At 55.2% G+C, this 19,392-nt stretch carries 19 protein-coding genes and 1 pseudogene; 11 read left to right on the forward strand and 9 right to left on the reverse strand.

Annotation, left to right across the window (positions count from 1 at the left end; all coding sequences use genetic code 11):
- Positions 1-156: 156 nt before the first annotated feature.
- Positions 157-1,035 carry a CPBP family intramembrane glutamic endopeptidase gene (locus ACRYA2_RS14930; RefSeq protein ID WP_433629642.1) on the reverse strand — a complete coding sequence of 293 codons (879 nt, stop codon included), beginning with the start codon at positions 1,033-1,035 and terminating at the stop codon, positions 157-159.
- A 947-nt stretch (positions 1,036-1,982) separates the two neighbouring features.
- Here ACRYA2_RS14930 and ACRYA2_RS14935 point away from each other — a divergent pair.
- The 6 genes from ACRYA2_RS14935 (at position 1,983) to ACRYA2_RS14960 (ending at position 9,839) form a co-directional block, all read left to right on the forward strand.
- Entirely contained in the window at positions 1,983-2,156 is a 174-nt protein-coding gene (locus tag ACRYA2_RS14935; RefSeq protein ID WP_433629710.1) for a hypothetical protein, read from the forward strand.
- A 556-nt stretch (positions 2,157-2,712) separates the two neighbouring features.
- Positions 2,713-4,455: a DUF1254 domain-containing protein gene (locus tag ACRYA2_RS14940; protein ID WP_433629644.1), complete on the forward strand. Its 1,743-nt coding sequence runs from the start codon at positions 2,713-2,715 to the stop codon at positions 4,453-4,455.
- Positions 4,456-4,863: 408 nt separating this feature from the next.
- The gene (locus tag ACRYA2_RS14945; protein ID WP_433629647.1) at positions 4,864-5,217 is read left to right on the forward strand and encodes a GNAT family N-acetyltransferase; all 354 of its coding nucleotides are present in this window, start codon (positions 4,864-4,866) and stop codon (positions 5,215-5,217) included.
- A 289-nt stretch (positions 5,218-5,506) separates the two neighbouring features.
- Positions 5,507-6,712, forward strand: coding sequence for a DUF1214 domain-containing protein (locus ACRYA2_RS14950; RefSeq protein ID WP_433629650.1), 1,206 nt, complete (start codon positions 5,507-5,509; stop codon positions 6,710-6,712).
- 432 nt (positions 6,713-7,144) lie between these two features.
- A complete protein-coding gene (locus tag ACRYA2_RS14955; protein ID WP_433629653.1) occupies positions 7,145-8,287 on the forward strand; it encodes a DUF1214 domain-containing protein in 1,143 nt (380 codons plus the stop codon).
- Positions 8,288-8,801: 514 nt separating this feature from the next.
- A complete protein-coding gene (locus ACRYA2_RS14960; protein WP_433629705.1) occupies positions 8,802-9,839 on the forward strand; it encodes a DUF1214 domain-containing protein in 1,038 nt (345 codons plus the stop codon).
- A gap of 1,016 nt (positions 9,840-10,855) precedes the next feature.
- On the opposite strand, the gene ACRYA2_RS14965 is transcribed toward ACRYA2_RS14960, so the two are convergent.
- Positions 10,856-11,725 (reverse strand): outer membrane protein assembly factor BamB family protein, encoded by an 870-nt coding sequence (locus ACRYA2_RS14965; protein ID WP_433629656.1) that lies wholly within the window; start codon positions 11,723-11,725, stop codon positions 10,856-10,858.
- 480 nt (positions 11,726-12,205) lie between these two features.
- Here ACRYA2_RS14965 and ACRYA2_RS14970 point away from each other — a divergent pair, with 480 nt between their 5' ends.
- The 4 genes from ACRYA2_RS14970 to ACRYA2_RS14985 all read left to right on the forward strand — a co-directional run bounded on the left by ACRYA2_RS14970 (position 12,206) and on the right by ACRYA2_RS14985 (position 13,768).
- Entirely contained in the window at positions 12,206-12,490 is a 285-nt protein-coding gene (locus ACRYA2_RS14970) for an AbrB/MazE/SpoVT family DNA-binding domain-containing protein (RefSeq protein WP_433629661.1), read from the forward strand.
- A complete protein-coding gene (locus ACRYA2_RS14975) occupies positions 12,483-12,950 on the forward strand; it encodes a type II toxin-antitoxin system VapC family toxin (RefSeq protein WP_433629664.1) in 468 nt (155 codons plus the stop codon). The genes ACRYA2_RS14970 and ACRYA2_RS14975 overlap by 8 nt, the downstream gene beginning before the upstream one ends.
- 21 nt (positions 12,951-12,971) lie before the next feature.
- Positions 12,972-13,196 (forward strand): hypothetical protein, encoded by a 225-nt coding sequence (locus ACRYA2_RS14980; RefSeq protein WP_433629666.1) that lies wholly within the window; start codon positions 12,972-12,974, stop codon positions 13,194-13,196.
- Positions 13,197-13,519: 323 nt separating this feature from the next.
- Entirely contained in the window at positions 13,520-13,768 is a 249-nt protein-coding gene (locus ACRYA2_RS14985; RefSeq protein ID WP_433629669.1) for a hypothetical protein, read from the forward strand.
- Positions 13,769-13,809: 41 nt separating this feature from the next.
- Here the strand turns inward: ACRYA2_RS14985 and ACRYA2_RS14990 are convergent.
- The 3 genes and pseudogenes from ACRYA2_RS14990 to ACRYA2_RS26650 form a co-directional block, all read right to left on the reverse strand.
- Positions 13,810-14,013 (reverse strand): annotated as a pseudogene (locus ACRYA2_RS14990) (TRAM domain-containing protein); the annotation flags it as partial.
- Positions 14,014-14,149: 136 nt separating this feature from the next.
- Positions 14,150-14,443 carry a hypothetical protein gene (locus ACRYA2_RS14995; RefSeq protein ID WP_433629672.1) on the reverse strand — a complete coding sequence of 98 codons (294 nt, stop codon included), beginning with the start codon at positions 14,441-14,443 and terminating at the stop codon, positions 14,150-14,152.
- A 176-nt stretch (positions 14,444-14,619) separates the two neighbouring features.
- A complete protein-coding gene (locus tag ACRYA2_RS26650; RefSeq protein ID WP_472850129.1) occupies positions 14,620-14,829 on the reverse strand; it encodes a DUF8059 family membrane protein in 210 nt (69 codons plus the stop codon).
- Positions 14,830-15,150: 321 nt separating this feature from the next.
- Here ACRYA2_RS26650 and ACRYA2_RS15005 point away from each other — a divergent pair, with 321 nt between their 5' ends.
- Positions 15,151-15,645, forward strand: a complete 495-nt coding sequence (locus ACRYA2_RS15005) for a hypothetical protein (protein WP_433629678.1) — start codon at positions 15,151-15,153, stop codon at positions 15,643-15,645.
- A 248-nt stretch (positions 15,646-15,893) separates the two neighbouring features.
- Here ACRYA2_RS15005 and ACRYA2_RS15010 read toward each other — a convergent pair whose 3' ends face one another.
- The 4 genes from ACRYA2_RS15010 to ACRYA2_RS15025 form a co-directional block, all read right to left on the reverse strand.
- A complete protein-coding gene (locus ACRYA2_RS15010; RefSeq protein WP_433629681.1) occupies positions 15,894-16,688 on the reverse strand; it encodes a DUF5305 domain-containing protein in 795 nt (264 codons plus the stop codon).
- A gap of 99 nt (positions 16,689-16,787) precedes the next feature.
- Positions 16,788-17,306, reverse strand: coding sequence for a DUF7970 domain-containing protein (locus ACRYA2_RS15015; protein WP_433629684.1), 519 nt, complete (start codon positions 17,304-17,306; stop codon positions 16,788-16,790).
- Positions 17,303-18,301, reverse strand: a complete 999-nt coding sequence (locus tag ACRYA2_RS15020; protein ID WP_433629708.1) for a ParA family protein — start codon at positions 18,299-18,301, stop codon at positions 17,303-17,305. Before ACRYA2_RS15020 ends, ACRYA2_RS15015 begins: the two co-directional genes overlap by 4 nt.
- A gap of 890 nt (positions 18,302-19,191) precedes the next feature.
- Positions 19,192-19,392, reverse strand: a 201-nt coding sequence (locus ACRYA2_RS15025) for a hypothetical protein (RefSeq protein WP_433629687.1), incomplete at its 5' end; no start/stop codon positions are given.

The raw sequence follows: 19,392 nt of genomic DNA on the forward strand, positions 1-19,392 counted from the left end.
AAGGAGTCGTTAGCGATCTATAATTAACCTCACGAAACTGATTGACTTGCTAACAATACTACAGACAACCGATGCCACCCCTCATCACACCACTTGACCTTGCTCGCACCTCCCACGCACACGCCCATGACGACAACCTGGTGAACCGCCTCGGGGTCACGCCCCGAGGTACTCGGCCTGCTCTGCCTGTAGTTCGTCGCCGACGGCCGAGCGGGTGAGATCCGGTGTGCCAGTGTAGTAGATGAGTGCTGCGACGGCGAGGAACACAACCATCGATGCCACGCCGACGGGGCTCGCTATCAGTTCCGAGAGGGTGGCAGTGTCGGCAGTTGTATAGACGACGATCAAGCCGCCGGAGGCGTTGAATACGCCGTGGAAGAAGACCGCGGCCAACACGGAGCGGGCGCGGACGACCAGATACGTGTACACGAACGAGAAGGTGATAGTCGCAGCCGTCATCGCGGCGACGCCGACCACGGGGAAGGACGGGTAGTTGTAGCCCTCGATGATTATCGGTGCATGCCAGAGGCCCCAGATTGCCCCAATGAGCAGTGAGGCACGCCAGAAACTCAGTGGCGCGAGCTCCCAGAGGAGATACCCACGCCAGCCAGCCTCTTCGCCGAACGCCAGCACCGCGTTGACGGTCACGCCGAGAACCAACACCAGTCCGAGCGCTGCGAGCGTACCGAGGACACCCGACGGGAGGGTGAGCCCTGGCACGAGGTCGGCCCCCGGGTCGAACGTGATTCCGGGGACTGCCAGTGCCAGTCCAAGTACGACGTATGCAAGCACGATGGGGGCAACCGCCGCCACCGCCAGCCATCGATAGCGGCCGAGTCGGAGGCCGATCGCCGAAAACGAGACAGTGCTCCGCCACACGGTGACGGCGGCGGCCACCAGCGGCGTGAACATGTAGAGCGGTGCCAGCTGGATCATCCCTATGTTTGTAACCGTCGACACGGCCGCGAAGAGGACCACGAGACCGATGAGGACGCCGAAGAACGTTCCGAGCCGCGACCGGTCGACGCGACTCATCGGCACCACCTCCGGGGCTCCGGAGACAATTGCGGAGGAGTTCTCGCAGACTCGTTCCCTAGTATGGGGGACAGCATAGTTAACCTGAATAGACAAAACAACGACATAAATATATCCTTCACTGTCGTATCATTCGGGTCGGTAACCAACGATAGGGTGGATTCATCCGGCCGTCGCTTCATCATAGATACTGAAATAATTCGTCAATCGATTACGGCCCGGATCACGTATTAGAATACTCAGCTCGAACGTGGCTACTTCTGCAAGCAATCTCCGCCGACCAAAGGGCGGGAATTTCTCCTCGCATTTCTATAACAGGCAAACCCAACTGGCTCAGTCAGAATCAAAACCGCGGGACGAGAACCGATTATGAGAGTTCTCCCCCGTCGTCACGCCGCCGAACCAGGTTCATAATCGGCCCGAACGCCCGCTAATTAGCTGTGAAGAGAGGGTGAAATGGCAACTAGGAAACGGCCCCGACGGGACGGTATATCGGCTGGATCCGCTGGTATTGCGGGAGAGACGCGGTCTGCGGATGCTAGTGGCGACTGGCGTCACGCACAGTGACTCGAATTATCCGGGGTTTAATCTTCATAATCGGTTCCCGTCTGGCGATTACAGGAATAGAAACGCGTACTTCTGGGTGCACACACTGATAGCAAAACCACCAGACGTAGTCGCCCTCACGTCTACAGAAAATCCTCACCCACCCACTCAGCAGTCTCACACCCCTACTCTCGTACCATACTCCGGTCTCGAACACACCCTACAGTCCTTCTTCCGGGCGTGAACGCCGATTATGAACTATGGTCGAATGTCGTGCAACGCAGAACAGCGCCGTTCGACGGCTGAGCGGTTGTGACGGTGGTTAGGAGTCCGGCTCTATGTTCGAGGCTGGTCGTACCAGACAGAAGCAGACGACGTGGTGGAGACAGTGGTCAGCAGTAGTGGGTGTCGAGATATTCGATGATGTCGTCGCTTTCGTAGAGGACTTCGTCTCGCTTGGTGTCGACGAGGAGCGCGCCGCTATCGCGCCCGACTATCCTGCTCCCATCGTCGACCACGCCGAGCGCCGCGAGCGGGCCATCGCAGCGTTCGAGGCCGCACACGGCGACGGCTGACGGGGCACGCGAGAAGTGGCGCCATCAGGAGCACGAGGACACGGCAGGGCTGGTTTTCAGGGGCGGGGATACCGAAGCGACGAAATTTCAATGTCAGACCGAACACAACGGAATTAAGGCGCTCAGGTTCCGGAAATCTCGAACGCAGCGACCCGTCTACTCCAAATCGAAGGCTGATCGCACGCCTGGGAGTGGCTTGAACAACAGTACGGCGAGCAGTTCCAGCCTAAGAACACGGTAGATGGGTATCGTTGAGTATTCCGTCGACTTCAATGTAGAGGCCCCACCGAAGCTGACGTGAGAGCCAGCGCAATCAATAGTATCAGAATATGCTACCGTTTTGTCATCCGACTTCTCTTCTACAGTACTAGATGGCATGTTCTGTGTGGCTGTTTTGTGAATAAATCGGCTGTTCAACAATCCCCCCCACTATTATATAAGCAATTTATGTTTTGATGCCATCATCTCTTTATAGGGGGTTGTCGTACGAGGGTAGGAGTTGGGTGGGGTAGTGCTATCGACACCGCGTGAGAGAAAACCAGGCCAAGGGCCAACCATGACCAACGAGCCACACGACACGCTGGCTGACGCAGAACAGGATTCCAAACAGCTGCAGATAACACGTCGAACGGCACTTCGAGGGGTAGGCCTCGCCGGCTTACTCGCGATGGGTGTTGACAGCGCCACGGCCCAGCGAACTGTTGCTGCGGCGAGCAGAGAAAAACAGGTACCAACCATGAGTAATGAGACACACGACACGCCGGCCGACACAGCATCGGACTCCGAACCGCTACGGGTAACCCGCCGCACTGCACTTCGCGGGGCTGGCCTTGCCAGCATCTTCGCGATGGGTGGCGGCGCCAGCGCCCACCAAGCCCGGAACCAAATGTCAGCAGATGACGATATGAATGCCATGGTGGCATCGATCGCAGAAGACGCCTACCTCTACGGCCTCCAGCAGGTCATTTCCTATGTGACGCGCTTCAACTACACGCAGAAGAAGGATAGCGACGTCTATGTGGGCGTCAATCGATTGTACTATCCCAATGAAGGCCAACCGATCACGGCCGACTTCACGGCTGTCGTCAGTCCGAATGCCACCACCTTGTACGGGCAGGGTGTCCTCGATCTACAGGACGAACCCATCGTCATCGAGATGCCAGAGGTTACCGACCGCTACTTTTCGTTGGAGTTGATGAATCAGTACGGGATCTATCCCCTCTACGCCGGGAATCAGTTCAACGGTACCGACGCCCGGTCATATCTGGTACTGCCGGACGACTATAACGGCGAGATCCCGGGCGACTTCGCCGCGACCGACGTCGTCCAAGCAGGGACGAAGAGTCTCTTCACCGAAGTCCGGTACGCGCTGCGTGACCCCACGGACGAAGCTGAAATCGAGTATGTCAACGAACTTCAGGATCAGACGACTATCACCCCGCTCAGCAAATGGCTCGCCAACGACCACGCGGGCGTGCCGCGGGCGGAACAGCCAGTCATCCCCGGCAACTACGAGACGGTCCCACGCATGGCGGACCTCACGACCCAACAGGTCGAAAATCAGACCGCCGAGGACTTCTTCACCCTCCTCAACCTCGTCCTCAACGACCCGACCCTGCCGCTCATCGACGACTCACTCAAGGAGGCTGCGATGCTCGACCAGTTAGAAGAGGTCGGAATCGGCCCAGGGAAGGAGTTTGACTGGCCCGCCCTCGACAACAACGTACAGGAAGCGCTGACCACCGGATTCGAGAACGGATTCGAGCGCGTCAGGACCACCGGTCAGGAGGGCTTGATCGACATGAATGGCTGGCAAGTCCTTGCGCCGACGGGGGATTTCAGAACCGACTGGTTGACCCGAGCCGTCATGGCCGACTTCGGCTATGCGGGCCCTGACTCGCCCAAATCACACGTCGCTGGGTTCCGATTCACTGACGCGAGCGGCGACCCATTGGACGGGTCGACGCGGTACACCATCACGTTCGACCTCGACAACCTGCCGCCGGTCACCGAATTCTGGTCAATTCCGATTTACGACGCGCAGGGCTACTTCGTCGAGAACGAACTCGACCGCTACAGCATTAACAGCTTCATGCTCGAGGAAGGACTGTTGCACACCGAAAACGACGAACTGGTCATCTATGTCCAGTCTGAGAAACCGGACGATCCCAAGAAGGCACAAAACTGGCTGCCAGCCCCCGATGGAGCCATGCGCTTTGCGGCCCGGTTCTATGGTCCTCACTGGTCGCTGGTCGATGGCTCGTATGACATGCCCCAAGTCGTCCCTGCCGAGGAGTGACGGCTTCTCACTTCATCTCCGGCCAGACAGGTGGCCTGCTGCATGTCTCCGCTGTCTTCGGCAGTCCAGTCGTGGCTGAGTGCTGGTCGTTCGATCAGCGATTGCTGAATAGAACGTGCACGCCAGCCACTACTACCGAACGGAGAGACCGACGGCGTCGCCGGAGGTGAGAACCAGACAAGCTCAGTGCCAAGCGGATTCAAGACGTTCTTGATGTCGGGAGTCGTCGTCTAACACGAGAGGACACCTCATGCAGATACGACCTTTTAGTGGTGGTGATGCTGATGCCGTCTTCGAGGTGCATCGACGTGCCTTCGACGGGCGAACCGATGAGGCACGTATTGTGCAGCGATTACATGACGCTGACAAGGCCGTTGTCTCGCTGGAGCGGTCGACGATGACCGAATTGTGGGACACATCTTATTTTCTCCAACGACTGTGGCTGATCATGGCGGAACCGTTGATTTGGTTGGATTAGCACCAGTCGGCGTCCGACCGGAGAATCAAAACGAGGGGGTCGGGTCACTGCTGATTCAGCACGGTTTAGCGAAGTGTCGTGACGCCGGCGTCGACGCGGTAGTCGTGTTGGGTGACCGCGCGTACTATTCTCAGTTTGGCTTCGAAGAGGCGAGCGAGTATGGGCTCGGCAACGAGTACGGTGCCGACGAAGGGTTCATGGTCAAACCGTTACACGAAGGAGCGTTAGATGGCGTGGACGGAACCGTCGCCTATCAGCCAGAATTTCAACAGCCAGAAAACTAGCGTCTATCTCGTATCGCCGCATCTGTTCACGTATCTGCCAGTAGTCTAGTTAACCGATTCATCCGCTGTCTTCAGCACGGCGCTCTTGGCGGCAGTCTGGTAATACAGTCAGTTACTGCTGATTACGGGGCGTGAATGAAGTACGGCCGCGATCGTGAATAGAAGAGGCTTGGTTTGTTCGGTGCCGAGAGACTCTATTTTGGATTTCGGCTGAATCGGTTGTCTGACAGTTCTCACCACGATTATATAAGTAACTTATGTTTTACCACCATCATTTCTTTATAGGCATGTGCCGAATGCGCGAGCGGATGGGGCAGTGCTGTGGATACCACGTGAGAGAAAACCAGAAACCATGACCAACGAGACACACGACGCACCGGCTGACGTAGAATCGGATTCCGAACCGCTACGGGCAACCCGCCGAAGTGCGCTTCAAGGAGCAGGGCTCGCCGGCTTACTTGCGATGGGAGTCGGCAGTACCAGCGCCCACCAGAATTCCTCAATCTCGACCGATCAACAGCGCCGAGAACAAGAGTCGACAGATAACGATACGGTCCCAGTAACGTGGGCGAACTACCCACGCGCCAACTGTCATAATTCGTTTCAGTCTGCCGTCGACAAGGGCGGGTTTGGACAGCTCTATAATTTCAGAAATATAACTCCTGTCGGGGAACAGCTGGACGTCGAGGCAAATCAAGACACGATCTACTCACTCGGGGTGTTCGATCTGACCGAGCCAGTCACCATCACGCTCCCAGACAGCGGTGACCGATACATGTCAATGAATGTCCAGAGCGAGGATCAATATGTGAAACTGAGCGTCACCGAACCTGGCACGTACACGATCACACAAGATCTGGTAGAGACTCGATATGCTGGCGTCCTGATCCGCACGTTTGTCGACCCCAACGACCCGGACGATGTAAAGCAAGTCCGGCAACTCCAAGATGAGATCGGCGTCGAACAAGCATCGGCTGGCTCGTTCGAGATTCCCAACTGGGATCAACAATCATTCAAACAACTCGACGACGCGCTCACGACCGTCTTTATCACGCTCGAGAACTTCTCGGGCGCGTATGGTGACGTCGGTCAGGTCGACCCGGTGAAATATTTCGTCGCCAGTCCGTCGGGGTGGACCGGAGTCCCGCAGCCGTCGGAAGCGCTCTTCCTTCAACGGATTCCCGCCCAGAACGACGGTCAGACCCCATACGAGCTCACCGTCCAGAACGTCCCCGTCGACGCGTTCTGGTCGGTCACCGTCTACAACCGCGACCTCTACCTCGAGGAGAACAAGTACGACGCGTATTCGGTCAACAATGTAACCGCAGAGCGAGCCGGTGACGGCAGTGTCACGATTCATTTCGGGGGCGACCCCGACCAGTCGAACTTCATCTACACGCCAGAAGGATGGCACTATATCGTCCGGCTCTATCAACCGCGCAAGCCAATCATCAACGGGAACTATCAGTTCCCCGAAGCTGAACCCGTCGAGTGAGGGAAGCGGACGGATAGCAGCCGTCTGTCCGCTTGCAATTCCGTCACTGCGGTGGTAAACAGTAACTCGTCTGCTGTCACGTACTACCGGTCGTGGTAAATACACCCTCTCTCGACTAACTGAATCTTCGATTGATCGTGTGGCGGAGTCTCTTCTGTACGGCCCTATCGCAACCGCCAACCGGTGATAGGCTTCTGCGGGCGTGTTGAATAGAGGGCACGAATGAAGCACGCCTACGATATCGAGATGGATCGGTGTCAAGAGAATCTCTTTCAGATTCCGGCTAAGTTAGTCGTCCAACATCCGACAATATAATTATATTAATAACTTGTGCAATACTACCATCATCTCTTTATCTGGCGTTGTCGTAGGAGAGTGAGAGTCGGGTGGGCAGTACTGTTGGGAAACGCTTGAGCGGACGAGGTATGAACCATGAACAAAGACACACACAACAAAACGACTGAAACGGAATTCGAACCGCTGCAGGCAACACGTCGAACCGCACTTCACGGGGCAGGCCTCGCCGGCTTACTCGCGATGGGCGTCGGTAGTGCCAGCGCTCACCAAGACACACCGACACAGACGACCAACCAAGCCGAGCAACAGACGACGGACAATACCACTGCAGTCCCGGTGACATGGGCGAACTTCCCACGTGCCTACTGTCATGCTTCATTTCAGTCAATCGTCAGCAAGGGCGGGTTTGGACAGTTCTATCATGTCCGAAATCTTTCTCCCATCGGTGCAAAGAGTGAGTTGGGCATCGGTGAGCAACGTGACTCACTCTACTCACTCGGGGTGTTCGATGTGACCGAGCCCGTCACTATCACGAAACCAGAGACCGGTGACCGATATCAGTCGATGAATGTCCAGAATGAGGATCAATATGTGAAGCTGAGCGTTACCGAACCTGGCACGTACACATTGACGCGGGACCAGATCGGCACGCAGTATGCTGGTATCGTATTCCGCACGTTCGTCGACGCTGACGACCCGGCCGATGTGAAACAAGTCCGTCAACTCCAGGATCAGATCGGCGTGGTGCAATCATCGGCTGGGTCGTTCGAGATTCCCAACTGGGATCAGCAATCACTCAAACAGATCGACGACGCGCTCAGAACACTCTATTACACGATAGACAACTGGTCGGACGCATTCGGTGACGTCGGCCAGGTCGACCCTGTGAAATTTTTCATCTCCAGTGCGTCAGGGTGGACTGGCGTCCCGGAACCGTCGGAAGCAGTAATTCTCCAACGGACTCTCGACCAGAATGACGGCGACACGCCATACACACTCACTGTCAAGGACGTCCCGGTCGACGGGTTCTGGTCGATCAGCGTCTACAACAGTCGCCTGTCCTTTGTAAAGAACAAATACGATGCCTACACTGTGAGCAACGTGACCGCCGAGCGGAACGCTGACGGCAGTGTCACGATCCATTTCGGGGGCGACCCCGACCAGCCGAACTTCCTCTACACGCCAGAGGGATGGCGCTATCTCGTCCGGCTCTACCAACCGCGCGAGCCAATCATCAACGGGAGCTATCAGTTCCCCGAAGCCCAGCCGGTGGAGTGAGGCAAACGCGCGGATATCGGTCTTGACGCTTCAGGCGACTGAATCGCCGCGATATCGAATACTGACTCGTCTGCTCTCTTCTACCGATGGTAATATGCTGAACTTATCCTCTATATTCAGCACAATGTTTGTGACAGCAGCTCGGCAACTCGGTGAGCCGCTGCAAGATAGGACGAACGAGTGAAGCAGGCTCGCAGTCTTGAACAGAAGGGAGGTTTGGTTGCTCAGTGCCGAGAGAATCTATTTCGGATTCCGGCTAAAGAGGCCAGTCAATAGCTTCCACCCCTATTATACAAGAAAATTATATTTTACTACCATCATCTATTTATGAGGGATTGTCGTACGAGAGTGGGAGTTGGGTGGGGGTAGGGCTGTTGGACACCGCGCCAGAGAAAAACAGGTACCAACCATGAGTAACGAGACACACGATACGTCAACTGACTTAGATTCCGAATCAATGCGGGCAACCCGTCGGTCCGCGCTTCGAGGGGTGGGTGTCGCGGGATTACTTGGAATGGGCGTCGGCAGCACCAACGCTTCTCAGGACTCTGGCTTCTTGGGGTTGAACGCCCAACAGACCCGACAACAGACTAACGAAAATAATGATCCAGTCCCAGTCACGTGGGACAACTACACGCGCGCAGAATCTGACACGTACTTCCAGAGCTACGTCGACTTGGGCGGGTTCGGAGAATTCTATCACCACCGAAATCTCATTCCTATCGACGAACAGAACGTCATCCAGATGAATCGCGACACGCTCTACTCGGCTGGTGTTTTCGACCTGACCGAGCCGGTCACCATCACGAAACCCGATACCGGTGACCGCTACCAGCTGATGATAGTCATCAATCAAGATCACTACGTGACGGAGTCATCCACCACCTCCGGCGAGTTCACGTTGACACAGGATGCAATCGGAACGCGGTACTGTATGGTCGTATTCCGCACCTTCCTCGACCCCGAGGATCCAGACGATGTCCAGGAAGCTCGACGAGCCCAAGACGAGATTGCAGCGAATCAGGATGCGTCGGTCACGACCTTCGAGATCCCCGATTGGGACCAGCAATCACTCAAACAAATCCGTGACGCACTCATCACAGTCGGAGAAACGATGGACAACACGCGGAACACATACGGCGAAGCCGACGAGGTCAATCCCATCAAGCATCTCCTCGGCACCGCAATCGCATGGGGCGGAATGCCAGAGTCAGACACGCTATTCCTGTGGCGAACTCCCAAGCAGAACGACGGCGACACGCCATATACACTCACCGTTGACGACGTCCCCGTCGACGGGTTCTGGTCGGTCACCGTCTACAACCGTAACTGGTATCTTGAGGCGAACAAGTACGACGCATACTCGATCAACAACGTGACCGCAGAGCGAGCCGATGACGGCAGTGTCACGATTCACTTCGGCGGCGACCCCGACCAACTGAACTTTCTCTACACGCCAGAGGGCTGGAGCTACACGATTCGACTGTACGATCCGCGCGAGGCGATTCTCAACGGGAGTTACCAATTCCCCAAAGCTCAGCTGGTGGAGTAAGGCGAGCGCGGATGGCAGCCGCATTGGCCGCTGCTGACTGCGTCGGTGCACTATCGACCGTCGGCTCGGCTGCCGTCTCGTATCGACAGGGCTACCTACGGGAACACGTCGATGGTGGCGTTTATATTTCTCATATGAAGTTCAGAGGTTGGCATCGACATTGTTCGTGTCGACGTGGCCGTCAGCGTACACGAGCAACAGATGGCGGAAGCCATCAACGTTGGCGTCGAACACGCCGTTGTCGGACTTCATCAGCAGTACACGGTTGTCCCGTCGTTGGCGCTGTCACCCCAGTAGGTAAGCGAGTCACCCGATTCATGAACAGCGGCAGGAGCAGTTTCCAAATCGTCGATGCAGGTCAGTTGGCCGACCATCTTGTGGTCGGATAGCGATTCATTCGCAGTGTTCGTAGGAGATTCGCTCCTGCTAGATACACACTCTGTCTCATCTGAAGGGCTGTTTGAGAAATGGGGGTCAACAACTCTTTGTTCATAGACCGACTAACGGAACTATGGCCATTTCGGATCACATGGAGGAAGTGGAACCGACGATACTCATCGGACTCGGATTTATCCTTTTTCTCATTCCTGAGCCTGCGACTTCCACTCTCGGTATCGGCTTAATGTTACTAGGTATTGCATGGTGGCTTCAGTGGGCATAATTTATAAAATAGCCTACTGGTGGATGCGTACTTAGAAAACCGTCGGTTTCTGAGTCGAGTACCAAAAATTCACCATCCTGTCTTCGTATCTTAACGCAATATCGATACAGACTTATTTTATCCGTTATATTGTAGCGACTATATATAGCCGTGAAAATATCGTTCTCGAAGACGACACTCCTCGTCGGACTCGTCGCGCTGGGCCTACTCGCAACGGGAATGACAGCCGCAGACTCGACAACAACGACCACGACCGGAACGACGACCGACCAGACTGGGGTGTGATATGTCGTCCTCCCCGCCCTGATAGTACTTGCTGGACTCAGTTTTGTTGTAGCCAGGAAATAGCGGCAGGCTACGTGTCGCGATACTCGTTGAGTGCGAGGTCGCCAGGAATCTCGAGCGTCCACGCTTTTTCCCCGGATTCGAGGTCGATCGCTCGAAGCAGAGCGGAAAGTCCCTGATCGACTGGGATGAACGCTTTTCCACCACCGACGGTGGGCTGTCCGATCTTGGTGAACTTAGTGGACTCGTTGACGAGCGATTGTTGTTCGACGTCGAACGTGAAGATGGCTGAGTCCGACAGCGAAGTCTGTGCGAGAAGGAAAAGTTTGTTCCCCTCTTTGTGGAAGGGTTCGGGACGAGGGGCGGCGCTCCCATCGTTGAACTCTGGGGTGCTGATGAACGCACGACTGCCGTCATCGACGTTGACACCGACGATCTGTTGTTCGCCTACGGCGACGACAACATCGTCGAAGACGTATGGGCCGTATTTGACGTCGAACTCGGCTTCCCAGTTTTTCGTCCCGTCTGCTGTGTATGCTTTGAGACGGACGTCTGGGTTGAGGGTGTAGGTGATGCCGTTTTTGACGACGACGTTGGTATCGTGGCTTGTGTCGGCTGTCCACGCTGTGGTTGCGTCGACGCTGGGGCCGGCGAACTCTTCGTTATAGTGGGTGTTTGCTGCGTTGGTGAGTGAGTGCGGGATGCTTCCCGTGTCTTTGGTGTAGGCTGGCGGTTCGCTCGTCGTGGTGGTTTCTGTCCCGGGGTTATCGCCGTTTTTGCTGGTAGCCTGTCCGGGTTCGTCGGGCGTGTCGGGCTCCGAGTTCGAGGAGCCTGAGCTACTGCAGCCAGCAAGGCTGGTTACTGCTGCGGAGCTGAGTGCTGTGAGCACGTTTCGACGGTTCATATGATGGGTCGGATTTGTGGTGTTTTCTCCACCCATATGGTATCAGAGTCTGAATAAGTTTTCCGGTAAAAAAGCTTGGATATTCAATAGGGTAATGGCTTCAAAGGGCTTGAGAGCGAACCGGAAGCAAGGGTTCTTCTCGGATAGGTGTCACTTCTCAGCGGTAGGTTTCAGGGTTGACATCGACCTCGAGGTGTCTTCGTGGGCGTCAGCGTACACGAGCAGCAGGCGGCAGAGAACGTCGTACACGTCATTGTTGAACCCCTCAGCCAGTGGTGACTAACTGGTCTCCCAACTGTGTTGGAGGCCCCGGCGTTTACGGCGGGCGAGGCTGTCACTGAACAGCGATCCCTTGTCTTCCACCCGGAGATCAAACTCGGGCGGTTCCGCTATTCCTTGTTATCATCTGGGGTCCTCCTAATAGTTGCTGGGATGATAGCTTGTCACGCGGAAATAGGGGGTGAAATCAGTGACTCCGTCAAAACAGTTTTATCTGTTCCCACTCAAAGTGGGAATATGGCGAAGGTGGATTCAAAAGGGCGAATCGTTCTTCCACAGGAGGTACGAGAACGCCTCGGTATTACTCCCGGTACCGAAGTCGAAATCCGCGAGGAAGACGGGAAGGCGGTCGTCAAGCCCGAAGATAACCCGGAACAGATTATCGACCGTATGGAGCAACTCGTCGCGGAAACAGCGACCCAGCGTGGGGAGACGACTCCGCTTGACGAAGGCGTTGATCCGATCGCCCAGAAACACAGAGACGCTGTTCGGCGAGGAGCGGAGAACGACAGCAATGAGTGATGCGGGCGGCCCATACTTGTTTGACGTCGGCGTAATCGCCCTCGCACACACAGAGACCCCGGTTCGAGGTGCTGCGCTCTCGTACGTCCGAGATGCTATTGCTGGTGAGATAGATGCCGTTGTTCCGTATCCTGCGCTGTTCGGAGCACACACTGTCCTCACGACGTACTACGGACAATCGAATGCAGCCGCGTCTCGGTTGCTCCAGAATTTCATGGACGCGAAGCGAATTCACTGGTGCGACCGACTACCCGAAGAAATCGTGCGCGACGGACTCGCTCACGCACGCACTGCGAATATCGGTGGATGGGACGGATACTATGCACAGGTAGCAATCGATGAAGGAGTGAACACGGTTCTGACGATTGATAACGACTTCGAACGATTCGATGCGTTTGCTACCGAGGTCATTCTTTCACCTGACGAATTTAGTGAACTGAACAGGTTTCTTGCAAACTGATTTCGCTCTTGCGGAGAACAGATGTGTGACCTCCTCCTCGCCGTAACCGGCGAGGCGTCCCACGGCACCGCACCGCTGGGGTGGGATAGTTGCTGGTTTCCGACCCGTCGGCATGACGGGTCGATGGCGGGGCCACACCGCCGGTACTCCTATCCCGGCATGGGACTCGGAGGTATCTTGCTGACCGAGACACCACAGCGGTTCGAGAGGGTGTCTCGAACGGTCTGGGTCTCGGAGTCCCGATAGTGTGCAATTGAGTGGGCGGTGTGACCGCCTCGGTGTACGTTATATTTTGAACCGATACGACTTCAATCTCCGCATGAGGGTTGATGCGTGGGTTGTGAAGGAGTTGTCGGCTTCACGCCCGCCGGAAACGGCGGGATTCTCTCCTCGCAGATAGATAGCACCAGGGAAGCGACTGAAGAGGCGAAGAAACGATGGGCGCGGTTGCGCAATTCTTGCTCTGTATTTGATGCAGTCCTTGGTTAGAATTCTATACTAACCGCTGATGCATCTGAAGAGGAGGTTCGTCCCGAGACTTTATTATGCTAGTTGAGAGATTCACAATCATGGCCTCTAATAGCGCAGACGCTCCTCGGCTTCCCCCACTCGCCCAGGATGCCCGTGACGCGCTTTCTGCGGCCGTCCCTGCAAACGAGAGTTTCAGCTACGACCGCGCCTACACAATCCTCGCCGAGGAAGAAGACCTCAGCCAGCCAGCCGCTGACGATATCCTCGAACGACTCCTGCTCCGCGGCCATCTCTACGAAGTCGACGGCGAGCTCCGGCTCACCGAACGAGCACAAGCGAGCGAGTAGGACGAGGGAGCTTCCTCGGCGACTGCTTGTTCTTCGACGGTCTGTTCGATAACCTCACTGAATGCCACGTTCGGTTTGACTTCGGTGATTTCGACAGTGATGTGGTCGCCTCGCTCGGTCTCCGGGACGATAATTACATAGCCGCGTTCGACCCGCGCAATACCGTCGCCTTGCTCACCAATATCTTCGATTTCGACACGCCGCCGGTCACCAACATCGACCGGCGGCCCAGAGTCGTCGTCAGTCGCTAGCTATGATTCGTGTTAGATCTGGAATCCTCTCGGGTGTGAGGATGCCGCCAGGACTGCGAGCGAACACGCTCGCTGTATATCTCCCGAATATACTGCTCTCCACGCTCGTCGTCCATCAGGGTAACAGTAGTTAGTCGTCAGCCGGCGTCGTATCTGGTGGGTCGGACCGTTGGTCGTCCTGGAGACGCTCAACGGTAATCGGCTCACCGTTACCAACTATACTGATACCAACGATTGTGAGAAGCGCAGCAGCTGTCGCCGGGACCGCCGACTCCATTGTACCCTCACCGAATAGCGCCGGTTCGCCAAGAACGAACTGCCAGATGGCAAAGACAGTTCCGCCGACTACAAACGCCGGGAGTCCAGATTCACGCGTTGTCCTCTCCCATAATAATGCGAGAATCCCGGCGAACAGCACTGACATAAATACGATAACAAATAAAGGCTGTATCTTACCATGATGCCCTGGCTGCCCTTCTGAATTGGGATAGTTCCAGTGATTGTGAGGCGAAAGCTAGGGAAGAATACAAACTGTACATCGGTGATACCCTCCAGAGCCAGAAGACGCAGGAATCCTAGACGGTGAGAAAATAGATGCCATCAGTCGTCAACTGGGAGACTGACAGACGGGTCACTGTCAGCCCGATTGCTTTGTAGTGTTGTCTTAGATACCATGCCGAACAAGAGGGTGACGAAAGTGAGGCTAAAGAAGAAAGTAGTAGCCAGGGAGAGGAAGAGACCTGGTTCGTTAGCGAACAAGATGATGATCGGGAGTCCCCACTGGCCAGCGATGAAGAGGATGGTAACCATGGTCTTAGACGTGTTCGGAATGTCGAGAGTGGGTGTGACAAAGCCCTTATGACGAGGATTGAGAGGAAGCCGAGATGACTGGTGGTCATCCTACCTAAGATCTCGTGTCAACTGGACAGCAGTAGGAACTGGGAAAGGACAACTGCTATCATCACTGTTAGCTCCAGATAGCCTGACGGTTTGAGTGAATAGATATTTATATATAAAATAAGTTAGTGATGCGCGATAAATGTTACCATCATTATATAATCCCCAATAGGAAAAGGCCACAGTGCTGGCCACCTCCCAATTACTTTTCAAATTGGAGTAATATTTTAAAATATGAATGCGGACGGCGTTGCCGCAGCGCTCACCACTCTGACTGGCGTTCTCTTTGTAGTCGCTGCGATTCTTTCATTGCAGTCCCAGAGTCAACTTCGACGACTCTATGGAATCGACGTCACCGATGACGAGGCAGCAAAAATAAATGCGGTCGTCGTTGGACTAGGTGGCGTCGGAATGTGGGCACTCGCCGCAGCGGTCATCGCCAACGTGTCGGAGCGCGTCATTGGAACAGCCACAGTGATCGTCTGTGCGGGGCTCTGCATCATCCTCGGCTGGCTGATCCGATATCACGACCGACGAGAGCTGCTTACGACCCCTGACGCCGACCGTGACTTGGCAAGACGGCTTGGCGCAGCGGCAATCATCTGTGGCGTACTCATCCTTCCATTAGCTCCAGCTATCTGGCTCAGGGCAAGTGATGCTCTTGTTCTCGGTCTCGTGCTTGGTGGAGCCTGCATCGGATTCTTCACAATCGCCTACGCACATCGGTGAGCTCCTCCTCGCCCTAAACGACGGGGTCTCTCCGTGCGAACTGCCTTGGGGTCACATGGATCGAGACGCCGTCGGCGTCTCGTCATCACGAGAGAGCTTCGCTCTCTCGAACGACCCCGAGGCACTCGCCTTGGTCCACCTCTAAAAAGATAGGATGCCGGTGATTCACTGTAGCTGGTCGCAGTGCTTTCGCAGCACCGGTGCAGGCTCTGTGCTCGGTCGACCGGACTTTCCAGAAGCACGAGCTCCTACTCTTCGCGCGGCTCCTCTTCTTCAACAGTGTTCGACGGAAGGACGCCCGGCACATCCTCAAATAGCGTCTGGGAACTGTCGTTGATGTCGGTCGCGTCGGTCACCGGTTCGGACGGATAGTACGCGTACCGGACGTTGTCGTGGAACACGAAGTAGGCGTCGCGGTCGGCGTCTTCGATGACTGCGCTGTCGGTATCGATGGCGAACTCAACCAGGTCTTGGAGGCTTGCTGCCTCCGCTTCCGGCCCGTCCAGCGTTTCGTCAGGCAAGCGAATAGGGGTAATCCACTCGTCGAAGTCACTCCTGTCGTCGTTGTACGCGAGACGGTCTCGTTCGGCATCGGACAGCGAGACGACGTCTCGACCGTGCACGACAATCAGCATGGCAAGAGCGCTCAGACTGGCGAAAAGTAGTAGCGGGCCGCCGATGGCGTGCAATGGTCCGGACGCTGCTGGCACTTGGACGACGCGCGTGTTCTCGTGTTCGCTCGTGACGGGGCCGTTCCACGCCACTTGGTACGTGCCTGTTCCGAGTTGGATCGAAATCTGAGACTGGCGCGTTCGGTCGACCGGTTGTCCGTTGACGGTTCCGCTCAGATGGATAGTGACGTTGACGAACATCTCGACTTGGCCGGCGGACGCGCCTAACTCGCGCTGAATCTCCGAGCTTTGATTGGCTACTTGGGGGATGTTGATGGCGACTGGGATAGAAACGGTGCCGCCGGGCTGGACGTTCGTGGCGTTTTTCTTTTTGAGGGACCGGGTGGATTGCCAGTGGGTAGTGGTGGTCACCAAGGACACGGTCTAGCCACAGTAGTTCCTATATCACGATGTGGTTTATAGGCTAGTTTTGATAGCGTTGAGAGTATGTGGAAGAACACAGGGAAAGTACTAGCCAATAACGCCGTATCCTTCGTCACGCATCAGTTCAGCAACGGCCTCTGGGTTCTGAAATGCAAATAGTAGTGCTGCCTCTCGAGCATCCGTCTTTGCGACCTCATCGACATCAAGCTCGTTCGCAAGTTGGTCGCGGAACGATGGTTCGTCGCTGGCCACTTGACTCCGGACGTGGAGTTCGATTCGCTTGTCTCTCTCATCTCCGACCTTGCTACGGCGAACGTAGTAGGGATATTGCTCCGACGCTGAATCCCCAGCTGGCTCTGACCCCGACTGATTATCTGAGTCAGTGGAAGCTTGCTGTCCTGTAGTCGTTCTCGACTGCTCAGCCTGGTCACCCGACGTCTCTTTCGACGATTTCTCCCGGCTTGAGGGAGTCTTGTCCATCCCTCCTTCGTCCTCGACGTCGTTCTGGTCCTGATCTGGGTCCGCTGTTTCGTTTGGCTCGTCAGTATCGTCGTCTCCTCCTCCAAAGTCAAGGTCGCCGGACCCGGACTTGAACGACCCCGTCACGCTTCGGTCACCTCCATTTCCTCCTGATCACGGAGATCGATGGTTCTGGTATCCCGGTCGTCAATATCGAGTTCGAGCACCGGATCGATGTCGACGTCGAAGGTATCGGTCGCGACAAACGCTGCAAGCTGGTAGAGCTCTGTGAGTGTCTCGACTTCCCGGTCTCGAACATCGCGAACACCAGGCTTGCTGCCTCCTCCGCTGCCATCGTCGTCGATGGTCTTCCAGCGCTCCTCGATGACCTTGAACGCCGACCCGCGGGCTTCCCACATATCGTCCATCATGCTTTCACGGTCGCCGATGACGACCGGAGTATCGAATTCATCGCTATTTTCGAAACGGCGTAGATACTGTCGGTGGGCGTTCGTCCGACGGACGCCCGACGGAACAACGCATGAAAGGCCGATGCCGATATCGAGGTCGGTCTGCATATTCCCGACGAGGTCTTCGAGGCCGTCGAGACTCAGACTACCTTTGCCAGCCGGTTTTACGGGCGCAACGAGCGTCCGCATCGCGTAGATAGCGTTATACAGTAGATCTTCGGCCCGGGCGTTCGGGTCGATGAGGATGGCGTCGTATTCTTCGTTGAGACTCTGTTTTTCCCACAGGAGCTTGTAGAGGAGTTCGTAACGAGGGTACTCGCCCTCGCTGATGTTCTTCATCCCTGTTTCGTAGGAGATCTTCTGCTCGAGGTTCGACGTGAAATCTCCGAGCATGTCGTGGCTTGGGACGACGTCGACGCCTTCGTCGCTCGTCTCGATGAGGTTCTCGAAGGATCCATCCGGCATCTCCAGGATATGCTTGACGAGATTGTCCGCTTCGGAGTCGCTGCGGTGTTCACCGAGGTCGAAGAGGCTCGTTAGATTGCCTTCCTGTGGATCGAGGTCGATAGCCAATACATCGAGGCCCATCCGTTCTAACGCTACAGCCAGATTGGCGGTGAGCGTCGTTTTATACGTTCCGCCAGATTCTGAATAAACTACGATGGTTATCATCTTGATTGTCTGTACCTGGTTCCTATTACATAAATCTGCGTCAGACATCTATTACAGATATATATATTATAGATACCTGTTACAGGCATCTACTGCAGATATCTGTTACAGACATCTATAACACTAGTCTGTTCGGATTGTGAGTAATGAATCTCTGTACTAACTGTATGTACGGATAGGATGTACCTCATCTCCAACCAATTTGTCTGTACCATCTTTCCATACCAGATATCCGAGACGGTTATCTATGACATGAATCTGTAGCGTCTATCTGTGACGATAATCTGTAATCGATAGATGTAGTGGATCGCTGTAGTATCTGCCACAGATTTCTGTGAAAACCTGTAGAGAAATGTGATTTCTGTAGCAGAAATTTGCAATAGGGACTCCAGAAGAATATCTGTAACGAATATCTGTAACAGGTTATCGGTGGAAGAGGATTGGCTCACTCGGATACAGGACAAGACGCGAGGAGATGAAGCTGGTCGAGATTCAAGTAACGTCTGAAATCTAATTCGACCGTATTACTTGTCAAACAGGTGCATCGATGAGGAATCGTATCCTCGATTCGGAGTGACGTCGCGGAAGAGCTGTTCCCCCTCATCGATCTCCAGCGTGCAGTAGTTTTCATTCACTTCTTGCAACTGGAGGGAACATAGGACACGGATTCGTATTAACACCCTCAGCACCCCATTCCCCGTACTAGTTCACCAGGTGGAGGATCACACTCCATCAACTGTATCTCGCTATATGAACGGGGAGTTCAGAAGATAGGCACGTCAGAAACAATCGCTTGGATTCGTATGTCGAGCGGCGATTGACTTCCAGAGAAGGGGACGACTCAGCGCCAATTTGAGCGGAAGAAAACATTTAGGAGAGTAATGCTTCCTCTAAGTTAGATGCCTACCCCCATTAAATCGCTCCTGAAGCACCACGTGTACAGCAAACACTACGGCTTCCAGTCTCGAAACTTGAGTCGCTTCGGGAGTGGGTGATGGAGCTTCGAGGAGAATTCCTGCGGCTTTAGCCGCAGGATGAATCCGAGAAGATGGAACCAGTCCACGTTCGCTCGCCAGTTCGAGATTTCCAAT

Source organism: Halomicrococcus pelagicus, assembly GCF_050954125.1.

Bases quoted from the DNA above. Each gene is read 5' to 3' on its own strand.
- ACRYA2_RS14930 (WP_433629642.1), bottom strand. From the start codon at position 1,035: ATGAGTCGCGTCGACCGGTCGCGGCTCGGAACGTTCTTCGGCGTCCTC.
- ACRYA2_RS14940 (WP_433629644.1), top strand. From the start codon at position 2,713: ATGACCAACGAGCCACACGACACGCTGGCTGACGCAGAACAGGATTCC.
- ACRYA2_RS14955 (WP_433629653.1), top strand. From the start codon at position 7,145: ATGAACAAAGACACACACAACAAAACGACTGAAACGGAATTCGAACCG.
- ACRYA2_RS14960 (WP_433629705.1), top strand. From the start codon at position 8,802: ATGGGCGTCGGCAGCACCAACGCTTCTCAGGACTCTGGCTTCTTGGGG.
- ACRYA2_RS14965 (WP_433629656.1), bottom strand. From the start codon at position 11,725: ATGGGTGGAGAAAACACCACAAATCCGACCCATCATATGAACCGTCGA.
- ACRYA2_RS14970 (WP_433629661.1), top strand. From the start codon at position 12,206: ATGGCGAAGGTGGATTCAAAAGGGCGAATCGTTCTTCCACAGGAGGTA.
- ACRYA2_RS14975 (WP_433629664.1), top strand. From the start codon at position 12,483: ATGAGTGATGCGGGCGGCCCATACTTGTTTGACGTCGGCGTAATCGCC.
- ACRYA2_RS14980 (WP_433629666.1), top strand. From the start codon at position 12,972: ATGTGTGACCTCCTCCTCGCCGTAACCGGCGAGGCGTCCCACGGCACC.
- ACRYA2_RS14985 (WP_433629669.1), top strand. From the start codon at position 13,520: ATGGCCTCTAATAGCGCAGACGCTCCTCGGCTTCCCCCACTCGCCCAG.
- ACRYA2_RS14995 (WP_433629672.1), bottom strand. From the start codon at position 14,443: ATGTCAGTGCTGTTCGCCGGGATTCTCGCATTATTATGGGAGAGGACA.
- ACRYA2_RS26650 (WP_472850129.1), bottom strand. From the start codon at position 14,829: ATGGTTACCATCCTCTTCATCGCTGGCCAGTGGGGACTCCCGATCATC.
- ACRYA2_RS15005 (WP_433629678.1), top strand. From the start codon at position 15,151: ATGAATGCGGACGGCGTTGCCGCAGCGCTCACCACTCTGACTGGCGTT.
- ACRYA2_RS15020 (WP_433629708.1), bottom strand. From the start codon at position 18,301: ATGATAACCATCGTAGTTTATTCAGAATCTGGCGGAACGTATAAAACG.